Source organism: Roseovarius nanhaiticus (genome assembly GCF_900156535.1).
Lineage (GTDB): Bacteria > Pseudomonadota > Alphaproteobacteria > Rhodobacterales > Rhodobacteraceae > Roseovarius > Roseovarius nanhaiticus.
Genome location: NZ_FTNV01000002.1, coordinates 80609 through 92720, shown reverse-complemented (window position 1 = coordinate 92720; position 12112 = coordinate 80609). Strand labels below are relative to the sequence as shown.

Genomic DNA, 12112 nt, shown 5'->3' with positions numbered 1-12112 from the left:
CACCCATGACATTCCAACTTCCCGATCTTCCATATTCCCACGACGCGCTGGCCGATAACGGCATGAGCCGCGAGACGCTGGAATACCACCACGACATCCACCACAAGGCCTATGTCGACAATGGCAACAAGGCGATCTCGGGCACCGAGTGGGAGGGCAAGTCCCTCGAGGAGATCATCAAGGGCACCTACGACAAGAATGCCGTGGCACAATCCGGGATCTTCAACAACATCAGCCAGCTTTGGAACCACAACCAGTTTTGGGAAATGATGAGCCCCGGCGACAGCAAGATGCCCTCCGAGGTCGAGAACGCCCTGAAAGAGAGTTTTGGCAGCGTCGATGATTTCAAGAAGGCATTTGCGGCCGCTGGCGCAGGTCAGTTCGGCTCAGGCTGGGCTTGGCTGGTCAAGGATACGGATGGCAGCCTCAAGGTCACCAAGACCGAGAACGGCGTGAACCCCGTCTGTTTCGGCCAGACAGCTTTGCTGGGTTGCGACGTGTGGGAGCATTCCTACTACATCGACTTCCGCAACAAGCGCCCGGCTTACTTGGACAACTTCCTGAACAAGTTGGTCAACTGGGAAAACGTCGCAAGCCGCATGTAAGCTTGGCGCAGACCTCTGAAATATAGCCCCCGGTGGATCACCCCGCCGGGGGCTTTCTCGTACTTAATAGGGCGCGCCGTCGGAACCGGGGCCAGTGCCCCGCCGTTTTCCCCACAGCGAACAACGCAAAAGGAGGACACCATGGCCGAGCGTCACCGCTCCAAGGATGGACACCGCGAAACTGAGGAAATCATCGGCGAGGCTGCCGATATTTCACAATCGGGCCGCAAAGGCGGCGATATCGAGCGCCGCGTCGCAACCCGCGACGAAGAAAAACGCGCCAAGGAAAAGCCCGCAGGGGCCACCCGGGTCACCGGGCAAGACAGCCGCGAAACGGGTCACGCACCCGAGGAGGATAGCTAAATGGCCGAATTGAAACCAGGCACGTGGGTCTTGATCTGCGACGGTGAAAAGGCGCTCTTCCTGCGCAACGATGGCGATGCGCAGGCGCCCGATCTGAATGTCGTCCGCATCGACGAGCAGGACAACCCCAAGGATATCGACCAATCGGCCAATCGGCCCGGACGGATGAAGGACGACGGGGTTGGGCACCGCTCTGCCTTTGATGACACCGATTGGCATGAGTTGGCGAAAGAGCGTTTTGCCTCGGACCTTGCTGATCGCCTCTACAAGCAGGCGCATTCCGGCAAGTTTGACCGCATCGTGATTGTCGCAGCCGCCAAGACCTTGGGCGCGCTGCGCGGTGAATTGCATAAAGAAGTACAAAGCAAAATCATCGCAGAGATCGACAAGGATCTGACGAACCACCCGCTCGACAAGGTCGAGCAGATGATCAAGGACGAGCTTGCAGAGATGTGAGCCATGCCGGGCGCGTGAGGACCCTCATGCGCCCGGCCTTCTATGCCCTTCCTAAGCGGTGCCCGCTCGGCTAAGCAATTCGGGGGTCGCGCGGAAAGGGCAGTGGATATGACCGAAGAAGCCAAGGGCGTTCTTGCCATGATCGGTGCCTGCGTCGTCTGGGGCTTGTCTGGTGTCTATTACAAGCTGCTCGACCATGTTCCGCCCTTGGAAATCCTCGTGCATCGTACCCTTTGGGCATTTTTGTTTTTTCTGCTGGTACTCGCCTTCCAAGGCCGCTTACGCGCCTTGCCCCGTGCGATAGCGACGCCGCGCACCTTTGGCATCGTCGCCATCGCCGCGCTGATGATCTCGATCAACTGGTTCGTCTTCATCTCGTCCATCCTTTTCGGTTACGCGACCGAGGCGTCGATGGGGTACTACATTTTCCCGCTGACCGCGGTTCTGGCGGGCGCGCTTTTCTACCGTGAAAAATTGAACAGACCGCAGATGATATCGGTCGGGCTTGCGACCTTGGCAGTTGTCATCCTGTCAGTGGGTTTGCAGGTGGCGCCTTGGGTCGCGCTGATCCTGGCCTTCTCCTTTGCCGCATATGGCGTGGTCAAGAAGAGCCTCGATACCGGTCCCATTGTGTCCGTCACGGCCGAGGTGGCGCTGCTGTCACCGTTCGCGGCCGCTTGGCTGGTCGTGATCCAGTTGCAGGGCACCGGCCATTTCGGTGCCAATTTCATCACGACAGGGCTGCTGATCTTTGCGGGTATCATCACGTCAATCCCGCTGATCCTCTTTTCCTACGCAACGCGCCGGGTGTCGCTGGCCACGATCGGCCTGGTGCAATACCTCAATCCGACGCTCCAGTTCCTGGTCGCAACGCTGATCTTCCGGGAGGTTTTCACTTTGTGGCATGCCATTGCCTTTGGTCTGATCTGGACAGCGCTTGCGATCTACACCGCCTCGTCATGGCGCCGCGGCCGTGCCGCGCGCAAGGCATCAAGGGCGGCGTCCACATCCGGAACCACCGTATAGCCACCGGACAGGTCATCACCGGCAAATCCCTCGGCGACCACATGCTCGAGCAGGGCGATGAGCGGCCGCCAATATCCGTCTACGTCGATCAGGACGACCGGCTTGGTATGCAGGCCCAGCTGGCGCCATGTCAGCACCTCGAAGAGCTCGTCCAGCGATCCGCCGCCGCCGGGAAGGAGCGCGATGGCGTCGCAATTCATGAACATCACTTTCTTACGCTCATGCATCGTCTCGGTAACAATACGGGTGTCGCCCATATCGGCCCGCGTCTCGCGGCCCACGAGGTGCTGCGGGATGACGCCCAGCAGCTCGCCGCCCTCTGCTTGCGCCGCACGCGCGCAGCGGCCCATCAGCCCGACATCACCCGCGCCATAGACAAGCCGCCATCCTGCACGCGCGATTCCTTCTCCCAGCCTATCGGCGGCAGCGCCGTAGGCCGGGCGCGCGCCCTCGCGTGCGCCGCAAAAGACACAGATGGACAGGCGGGTCATGGCAGGGACATCCTTTCGCGGCGGAGTGTTTTGACGCGTGTATGCCATGTTGCTACGCTCTATCAAGCTGCGCGGCACCGCGCCCGCCTGCGTCGTTGTCGCAGCGGACCCGCACGCCAGATGCGGGCCGCCACAGGCGACAGCCGGCGCCAGCATTGGCCTTGGTGGCCTGCGCGCGGTGGCGCCTTGAAATTTGGGGAAGAGGACGTCTGAAAATGCGCATCAACGCCAACGCAGGCTCTGCTTTCTGGGTAAGCGCTGCCGCACTTCTGGCCGTGGCAGTTGTTGGCGGGCTCTATATGGGGGGCGTAATCGGGCCGCAAAGCACGAGTGACGTCCCCAGCCGTGCCGAGCAGAAAGCCCCGATTGACGAGGTCTCGGACCAAAAGACGCTTGAGGCCGAGGTAAGCGGCGCGTCCCAGAAGGATATCATTGCAGAGGCCGAACCTGCCGCCCGCACGGAAGAGGTTGCGCCGAAGCCCGTCCCCGAGGCGCCTCGCATCGACATCTTCCGGCTCGAGGCGGATGGCAGTGCGATGGTCGCTGGCCGCGCCGCGCCGGGTTGGCAGGTCACGCTCCTTCTCGATGGTGCGCCGCTGGCCACGGCGGCGCCCGGTGGTGACGGTGCGTTCGCCCAATTCGTCGACGTACCCTCCAGCGATCAGCCGCGGATCCTGACCTTGGAGATGAGTGCGCCCGAATACGGCGCATCCATTCGCGGCGAGACAGAGATCATCATCGCACCCAGCCCTGCCGCGAATGTTGCGAAGGCGACCGGCGGCGCCGCACCAGGTGTCCGAAAGGCCACCACCCGCGCGGGCGCCGGGACCGACCAGGCGGCACCCCAAGACCTGCCTGGCGAAGCGGATCCCCCGGTCAGTGCTGCAGGCCGGACTGCCCCCGATCTGGCCAAGGCCGCTGCCGCGCCGCAAGCGCCCCGCGACGTCGCCGGCGGCCCCCTCAATCCCCAGAGTGCAGAGGCCAGCACGCCTCCTGGAGAAGAGCCGGTCCTTGGCAGTCCGCCGAGTGCGGACCAAACACCGACAGTCCTTCTGGCGGATGCCGAAGGTGTAAGCGTCATGCAGCCCGCGTCGCGCGCCGCCAAACCGCAGGTCATGTCGTCGGTCGCGCTCGATACGATCGGCTATTCCAGCACGGGCGAGGTGCAGCTTGCAGGCCGGGCGGTGGGGCGCGGGTTTGTGCGGGTCTATCTGGACAACACGCCTGTCACCACGTCGCGCATCACCGAAGCCGGCACATGGCGCACTGATCTGCCGCAGGTCGATACCGGTATCTACACGCTGCGCATCGACGAGGTCAGCCAGGACGGCGCCGTCACCAGCCGCGTCGAGACGCCATTCAAACGCGAGGACCGCGCCCTGCTGGCCGAGCTATCGGCAGAGCAGGAGATCAGCGTGTCCGGCGCAGATCCGGCGCAGACCGGGGCGGGTATCACAGACAGTGTGCAACTGGCACAGCCGATCCGCGCCATTACCGTTCAGCCCGGCAATACGCTTTGGGCCATCTCGCGCGAGACCTATGGCGAGGGGATCCTTTACGTGCGCGTATTCGAGGCCAATTCGGACCGCATTCGCGATCCGGACCTCATCTATCCCGGCCAGGTGTTCGAACTGCCCGAGTAGCACTTTCATTGTTCCGCAAATATTCAAATTCAGCCATGCGTGCCGGGCCTATCGCCTGACGCTTTGCGAGCCGTCTCTGGATATCCCGGCCTGACCGGCCTAAATGTGACCTCTTGCATCACGCCAGGGATTTTCATGCGCCAATCACCGCCCACCGACAGCGAAGAGACGTCCGCCTCCGGCTGGGCCACCATCATCCGCGTTGCGCCGTATATCTGGCCCAAGGAGGGCGGGGGCTGGGTCAAGCGGCGGGTGGTCCTGGCATTGGTCGCGCTGGTCGCGGCCAAGCTGATCGCGGTCGCTACGCCTTTTTTCTACAAGGCCGCAGTCGACACGCTTTCGGGCGAGGGAACGGCGGACGCCGCCTGGACATTGGGCGCGGGCGCCATTGGCCTGACGGTGGCCTACGGCATGGCGCGCCTGATGAATACCGGCCTGCAACAACTGCGCGACGCGCTTTTTGCACCCGTTGGCCAGCGCGCGCTGCGCAAGGTGGCGCTGCGCACCTTCCGGCACATTCACCGCATGTCGATGCGCTATCACATCACGCGCAAGACCGGCGGGCTCAGCCGCATCATCGAGCGGGGCGTCAAAGGCGTCGATTTCCTTCTGCGCTTCCTCATCTTCTCGATCTTCCCGCTTATCCTCGAGCTTTTCCTCGTCGGCATCGTCCTTTGGGCCGCTTTCGACTTCTGGTATCTTTTCGTCGTGGTGGTGGTCATCGCGCTCTATGTCGCCTTCACGTTCAAGGTGACCGAATGGCGCGTCAAGCTGCGCCGCCAGATGAATGACAGCGATACGGACGCCAACCAGAAGGCCATCGACAGCCTGCTGAACTACGAGACCGTCAAGTATTTCGGCGCCGAAGACCGCGAGGCCGCCCGCTACGATATCGCCATGGAGGGGTACGAGCGTGCCGCCGTGCGCACCTCCTATTCGCTTTCGTTCCTCAATTTCGGTCAGGCGTTCCTGATCACCTCGGGCCTTGTGATCGTGATGGTCATGGCCGCCATTGGCGTGCAGAACGGCAGTCTGACCGTAGGCGATTTCGTCATGGTCAACGCCTACATGATCCAGATTACCATGCCGCTCAATTTCCTTGGCACCGTCTACCGCGAGATCCGTCAGGCGCTGGTGGATATGGGCGAAATGTTCGGCCTGCTGGACCAGGCGCCGGACGTGACCGAGGCGGATGGTGCGCAGCCGCTGGACGTCTCGGGCGGCAAGATCGAGCTGCGGGACGTGCATTTCGGCTACGACCCGGAGCGCGAGATCCTCAAGGGGATCACCCTGACCGCAAAGCCGGGCGAGACAGTGGCCATTGTCGGCCCCACCGGGTCTGGCAAGTCGACCATCGGGCGGCTCCTGTTCCGCTTCTACGATGTCAGCGCCGGCGCGCTGTGCATCGACGGGCAGGACGTGCGCGATGTCACGCAGCGCAGCCTGCATGACGCCATCGGCGTTGTGCCGCAGGATACTGTCCTCTTCAACGATACCATCGGCTACAACATCGCCTATGGCAAAGGTGGCGCAACGCAGGATGAGGTGATCGAGGCGGCCAAGGCGGCGTCGATCCACGATTTCATCTCCTCATTGCCGGACGGTTACGACACGACAGTGGGCGAGCGGGGGCTCAAGCTTTCGGGCGGGGAGAAGCAGCGCGTCGGCATCGCGCGCACGCTGCTCAAGAACCCGCCCATATTGCTGCTGGACGAGGCGACAAGCGCGCTGGATACAGCGACCGAGCGGGATATCCAAGGCGCTTTGGCGCGCGCCAGTCAGGGACGCACGGTGCTGATCATTGCCCACCGGCTGAGCACCGTCGCGGATGCCGACAGGATCGTCGTGCTGGACGATGGCCGCATCGTCGAGCAGGGCAGCCATGCGGACCTTCTGGAGAAGGATGGCCGCTACGCGGGGCTGTGGTATCGCCAGCAATCGGATGAGGCCGCCTGATGCCGCAACAGGATTATCCGCAGACGCCGGACGGGCGGTATTTCGTCTCGCGCGGACGGCTCTGGCGCTGCACAGATCCATCCCTCGATGACAGTGCGCGGCGCGCGGCAGTCAAGGCGTTGATGAAGGCGCGCCGCGCGGTGCAACTGGCCGGAGACGATGCCGATGCGGAGGCTGAGGCGCGGGCAGGTGTCGATGCGGCCAAGCGCAGGCTTGGCGAGCGCGGCCCCGTCTGGTGGGATGATGGCGCGCCCGACGAGGGCGGGTTTCACCCCAAGAACAGCAGCTATGCAGAGTGGTGGCACGCGCTGAGCGAGGCCGAGCGCGCGCGGGGCGAATAGCCGCGCCGGATTGCTACTCCGCTGCGCGCAGCGGGCTGGAAGGGGGGCGGCCCGAGCCGTCCTCTTCATTGCCCGCGTCCTCGTCATCGGAATCGCTGCGCACCGAGATAATGCGCTTGAGATCACTCAGCTCCAGATCGCTGCCTTCGATTTCCATATAGCCGCTTTGCGGCATGGCCGCGCTGCCGTCGTCCCAGATGATTTCGGGCGCCCGGACACGGCGCGCCGCGCGTTCCAATGACCAGTCGCGCGCGGCGCGGCTGGCCCGGCCCATCGAAAGCGCCGCCAGCGCCCGCGCCAGCCAGCCCGCATAGGTGCCGAGCCAAACGCGCAGCGCCAGCATCGAGGGTGTGAAGACCAGCGTCAGAACCGTCGCGATGCCAAGGCCAAAGACGACGGCGGTGGCCAGCTGTTTCCACCAAAGCGCGGTTGGGCTGTCAAAGCTGTAGCCGCCATTCACGAAATCGAGGCTGAGGCCGAACATCATGGGCGCGAGGCCCGCCATCGTGGTCACGGTGGTCAGCAGCACGGGGCGGATACGCGCCTCTGCGGTGCGCGTAATCGCCTCATCGCGGGGCATGTAACGGCTGAATTCCTGATAAGTATCAATGAGAACGATGTTATTGTTCACCACGATCCCCGCCAGCGCGACGATGCCCGTCCCGGTCATGATGATCGAAAAGGTCTGCCCCATGACCAGCATGCCAATCAAAACGCCCGTGGTGCTCAGCACCACGGCCAGCAGGACCAGCACGGCGTTGTAGACGCTGTTGAACTGCGCCAGCAGGATAATGAACATAAGGCCGAGCGCACCGGCGAAGGCCTTCATCAGGAACGCACCGGATTCCTCCTGCTCTTCCTGATCACCGGTCCATTCGTAACTGACCGAGGCCGGTAGCGCGCCCGACTCGAGCCATTTCGTCAGCCCTTCGATCCGTTCGTTTGCGGTGATGGGAACGTCGCGCGTGCCGCCCTCCGCGGCGGGGGTCGTGAGGCCGGTGGCCACCCCTGCTTTCACGTCGAAATAGCGCTGCTGGTCGATACGGTCGATCTGCGCCAGCTTGGGCACCGGTTGGCGCGTGATAAAGTTCGACAGCGGCACAAGCCCGTCATTCGTACGGACCTTCAGCGTGTCGAGCGTACTGAGCACGCGGTCCTCTTCTGGCAGGCGCACGCGTATGTCGATCTCCTCGTCAGAGGAGGGCACGCGCATCTCGCCCAGCATCAGGCCGCGCGTGACCAGCTGAACCATCGCGCCCACGGTGGCCACATCGGCACCGAATTGGCCTGCGCGCTCGACATCGACGTCGATCTGCCAGTCGATGCCGGGCAGGGGCAGCGTGTCTTCGATAAGGGTCAGGCCGCGGGTTTCCTCGAACTTGGCGCGCGCCATGCGGGTGGCGGCCTGCAAGTCCACCCAATTGTCGCCCGACAGGCGCAAATGCACCGGTTTCGCCGAGGCGGGACCACCGGTCTGACCCAGAATCTCGGTCTTGATGCCCGGAATGCGGGCCAGCTTGGCTTCCAGCTCTTGGATGATCTCGTCGCCGTCGATCGAGGGATCGCTGATTTTGCGGTCCCAGAGGCCCCAAAGCCACGGATCGGTGACGGTGCCGCGCTCGTCCCAGGGGGTTGTCTCGAACTGAACCTGCCCGATCGTGTCGAGCGGCGGTGTCGCGCCGCCGGTGTTGTTGTTGAGGCCGCCATCACCGGCAAAGGCGAAGGCCGAGGCGACGCCTTTTTGCGCGAGCACGATATCCTCGACTTGGGATACCAGATCGTCCTTCTGCTCGATCGAGAGGTTGCCGCGCGCGCGGACATAGACGATGGCCTGCTCGGGCTCGGATTCGACAAAGAACTCGGTGCCGTTGTTGTTTTGCATATAGTAGAACAGCGTCGTGCCGACGATGACAAAGATCACCCCGAAGGACACCAGCGGCATGACCGGATTGCCGACGATGGCGTGGATGAACCAGCCGAAGGGACTGCGACGATAGCCCGAGCGCACCGGGGCGGGGCGCCGTTGCAGCGCCTGGGGTAGCGCGCGGCGGCGCAGCCAGCCAAGGCCGAGACGCGCCCTGCGCCAGAGCGCCGCCGCGCCCAGGAGGATCGCCGTAATGCCCGCAACGCCGAGCGCCGCCATGAGCGCCGCGACAGTGCAAAGCGCGAAGGCGCCCGCCAGTGACGGGATGACCGAGCCGATGATTTCGCTGCGGTCGATGCCTCCAATGACGCTGCCGATCTGCGCCAGCAACAGCGGCACTGCGGTGCCCGCCGCCACGACGGCGCCCGCCGCCAGCGGGAAAAGCGCGAGATGCAAAAGCCACCAGCCGCCCGCGATCTGGTCGAGCCGCGCGTTGATCCAATTCTCCAGCCGTCCGGTGACGCCGCCCAGAACGGGCAGGTAGACCAGCGCCACCAGCAGCGAGGCCGACAACACGAAGATCAGCGTGACCGGCAGCATGCCCATGAACTGCCCCGGCACGCCCGGCCAGAAGAGCATGGGCAGGAACGCGCAAAGCGTCGTCGCGGTCGAGCTCACAACGGGCCAGAACATCCGTTTGGCCGCCTCGACATAGGCCGTCATCGGCCCCGCGCCCTCCTCCATCCGCCGGTCGGCGTATTCCACAACGACGATCGCGCCATCGACCAGCATGCCCACGGCCAGAATGAGACCGAACATCACCATGTTCGAAATTGTAATGCCCATGACCCCCATCAGTGCAAAACAGATGAGAAACGATGTAGGAATCGCAAATCCGACAAGCAGCGCGGGGCGCACACCCAAGGTGGCCAGCATCACGATCATGACCAGCGCGATAGCGGTCAGCACCGATCCTTCCAGTTGCGTGACCATCGAGGCGACGATGCGTGACTGATCGTTCGAGGTGCCCACCTCGACCGCGGCCTTGAGGCCGTCGGGCCACGCGTCACTCGCCTCGGCGACCGTTTCGCGCACCAGTGCGGCGGTGTCGATGATGTTGAAGCCCTTGCGCTTGACGACCTGCAGCGCGACCGAAGTCTCGGAGTTGAAGCGCGCGGTGCCGGCGCGATCCTCGAAGGTCAGATTGATGCGCGCCACATTCCCAAGCGTCACCACGCGGTCGCCGTTTACCTTCACGGGCAGGGCGTAGATATCGCGCGTGTCGTCGAAGGAGGAGGGGATCTTGACCGAAAAGGCGCCGCCCGCGGTGCGCACCTCGCCTGCGGCGATGAGCAGGTTGTTGTTGCTGACTGCGTTGATCAGATCACCCGCTGTCACGTCGTAGGATTCAAGGCGCAGAGGGTCGATCAGGACCTCGACCATCTCGTCGCGTTTGCCCGCGATGCCGGCTTCCAGAATGGGCTCCAACCCTTCCAGCCGGTCCTGCAGATCGTCCGCCACCTGTGCCATCGTTCGCTCGGGCACGTCGCCAGTGAGGTTGACGATGATGATCGGGAATTCGCTGAAGTTGATCTCGGTCAGCGTGTATTTCTCGGCGCCTGAGGGAAACTTGGCCTCGGCGGCGTTCATCGCGTCGCGCACATCTGCCATGATGGCGGTCTTGTCCCAGCCAAACTCGAATTCCAGCGCGATGCCGGCAAAATTCTCGGACGCGGTGCCGCTCATGTCCTTGAGCCCGTCCAGATCGCTCAGCTCGGTCTCCATGACCTTGACCAGCAGCTTTTCGCTATCCTCTGCGGAAATGCCGGGAAAGGGGACCGACACGAAGAGGGCGGGGATCTCGATATCGGGCTCGCCCTCCTTGGGCAGGCCGGTATAGGCCAACGCGCCCGCCATGAGGCTGAGCACGATAAAGGCCAGAACCATGCGCGCGCGGCTGGCGGCCCAATCGACGAGGCCGGTCATTGGATCGCCTCTGTCCGGGGCGCCTCGGTGAGGGCGCCGCCGGCCTTGTCTTCGCGGAAGGTTGCGGCGACGGGCACGCCGTCGATGACGTATTCCTGCCCGATGACGATGACGTCGGCGGCCTCGGGTAGTCCCGCCACCCAGATGCCATTCGGCGTATCGCGCAAGAGGGTCACGGCCACGAACTCGGCGCGTGCGCCCTCATCCGTTTCGCTGACGATACGCACACCCAGCACGCCATTATCGTTCAGGGTCAGCGCGGATTGCGGCAACAGATGCGCCGAGGTCCCCTCGGAGGCGATGGCAATTTCGGCAGTCTGACCATCGCGCAGCGCGAGGTCGGGATTGGGTACCGTCACCTCGACGCGAAACGTGCGCGTTTCGGGATCGGCCGAGCGCGACAGAAAGCTGACCTGGCCCGTCACCTCGCGCCCCGAGACGAGCTGTGCGCGCGCCATGCTGCCGGTCTCGATCCGGTCCACCGCGGTTTCGGGCACAAAACCGACCAGTTTGATCGGATCCAGCTGAATGACCGTCGCGCAGAGCGCGCCCGGCTGCAGAAGGCTGCCCAGCTCGGCGGTGTCCGATTCCAGCAATCCCGCAAACGGCGCCGCGATCTTGAGACGCTCCAGCTCTTCGCGTGCGGCGGCGACGCCGGCGGCGGCGCTCTGGATGCCGGTGCGCGCGGCGTCGAGGCCGGATTTCGCGGCCTCCACCGCCGCCTTGCCCGCGCTCAGCGCGGCCCGCGTGCCCGCAACGCGCGTGTCCGAGGCAAAGCCGCTCTCGCTGAGGCGCGATGCAGCGGTATCGTTGATCTCGGCCTCGGCCAGCCGCGCCTGCGCCTCGGCCAGTCGCGCTTCGGCCTCGGGGATGCGCGCCTCGGCCTCGGCGCGGCGTGCCTCGGCTTCGGCCAGCGCGGCCTTGCGGGTGCCGGGATCCAGCTCGCACATGATCTGGCCCGCCTCGACGAAGGCGCCTTTGCGCAATGGCTCGGATATCACGCGGCCCGAGGTTTCGGCGCGGGCGTCGACTTGTCGCTGCGCTTCGGTCTGGCCCCGCACGATCACGGCATTGTCGATCATCTCGGCCCGGCTGTGAACGGCAACCACGCCGATAGCTGCGCTGGTTTCGTCGGCGCCATCGGTGCCTTCGGTTCCGTCCGCCTCGGGTGCGCCGCTTGTGTCGGTGGTGTCCGCTTGTGTTTCGGCCGTATCCACCATGCCCAGCGAGGCCGTCAGACGATCCCTTTCAAAAACGAAGGCATAAATCAGCAGCGCAGCCACCACCGCGGCCAGGATCGAAAACAGTCTCATGCCAGTCCTTCTCATGCCCATCTCGGGGCCAGTCCACTACCGCCTGGCGCGCTCTTAGCGCATTTGCG

At 64.1% G+C, this 12112-nt stretch carries 10 protein-coding genes; 7 read left to right on the top strand and 3 right to left on the bottom strand.

All coding sequences use genetic code 11. The annotated features are described in order from the left end of the window. The first annotated feature begins 5 nt into the window (after positions 1 to 5). The 4 genes from BW975_RS10625 to rarD all read left to right on the top strand — a co-directional run bounded on the left by BW975_RS10625 (position 6) and on the right by rarD (position 2450). A complete protein-coding gene (locus tag BW975_RS10625) occupies positions 6 to 605 on the top strand; it encodes a superoxide dismutase (RefSeq protein ID WP_076533802.1) in 600 nt (199 codons plus the stop codon). A 141-nt stretch (positions 606 to 746) separates the two neighbouring features. Continuing rightward, positions 747 to 968: a hypothetical protein gene (locus tag BW975_RS10620; RefSeq protein ID WP_076533801.1), complete on the top strand. Its 222-nt coding sequence runs from the start codon at positions 747 to 749 to the stop codon at positions 966 to 968. Next, positions 969 to 1424 (top strand): baeRF12 domain-containing protein, encoded by a 456-nt coding sequence (locus tag BW975_RS10615; RefSeq protein ID WP_076533799.1) that lies wholly within the window; start codon positions 969 to 971, stop codon positions 1422 to 1424. Positions 1425 to 1532: 108 nt separating this feature from the next. Next, the gene (rarD, locus tag BW975_RS10610) at positions 1533 to 2450 is read left to right on the top strand and encodes an EamA family transporter RarD (protein WP_076533798.1); all 918 of its coding nucleotides are present in this window, start codon (positions 1533 to 1535) and stop codon (positions 2448 to 2450) included. On the opposite strand, the gene BW975_RS10605 is transcribed toward rarD, so the two are convergent. Then, positions 2369 to 2941 (bottom strand): LOG family protein, encoded by a 573-nt coding sequence (locus tag BW975_RS10605; protein WP_076534724.1) that lies wholly within the window; start codon positions 2939 to 2941, stop codon positions 2369 to 2371. The two genes, rarD and BW975_RS10605, sit on opposite strands and share 82 nt — an antisense overlap. Before the next feature lie 215 nt (positions 2942 to 3156). On the opposite strand from BW975_RS10605, the gene BW975_RS10600 reads away from it, so the two are divergent. From BW975_RS10600 to BW975_RS10590, 3 genes are all read left to right on the top strand, one after another. Next, on the top strand, positions 3157 to 4584 hold the full coding sequence (locus BW975_RS10600; RefSeq protein WP_076533796.1) for a LysM peptidoglycan-binding domain-containing protein: 1428 nt from the start codon (positions 3157 to 3159) through the stop codon (positions 4582 to 4584). A 135-nt stretch (positions 4585 to 4719) separates the two neighbouring features. Beyond that, positions 4720 to 6540 carry an ABCB family ABC transporter ATP-binding protein/permease gene (locus BW975_RS10595; protein WP_076533794.1) on the top strand — a complete coding sequence of 607 codons (1821 nt, stop codon included), beginning with the start codon at positions 4720 to 4722 and terminating at the stop codon, positions 6538 to 6540. Further along, positions 6540 to 6881 carry a hypothetical protein gene (locus tag BW975_RS10590; RefSeq protein ID WP_076533793.1) on the top strand — a complete coding sequence of 114 codons (342 nt, stop codon included), beginning with the start codon at positions 6540 to 6542 and terminating at the stop codon, positions 6879 to 6881. Before BW975_RS10595 ends, BW975_RS10590 begins: the two co-directional genes overlap by 1 nt. A 13-nt stretch (positions 6882 to 6894) precedes the next feature. Here BW975_RS10590 and BW975_RS10585 read toward each other — a convergent pair whose 3' ends face one another. After that, on the bottom strand, positions 6895 to 10731 hold the full coding sequence (locus BW975_RS10585; RefSeq protein ID WP_083687080.1) for an efflux RND transporter permease subunit: 3837 nt from the start codon (positions 10729 to 10731) through the stop codon (positions 6895 to 6897). Further along, entirely contained in the window at positions 10728 to 12044 is a 1317-nt protein-coding gene (locus BW975_RS10580) for an efflux RND transporter periplasmic adaptor subunit (RefSeq protein WP_076533791.1), read from the bottom strand. The genes BW975_RS10585 and BW975_RS10580 overlap by 4 nt, the downstream gene beginning before the upstream one ends. Positions 12045 to 12112 lie beyond the last annotated feature (68 nt).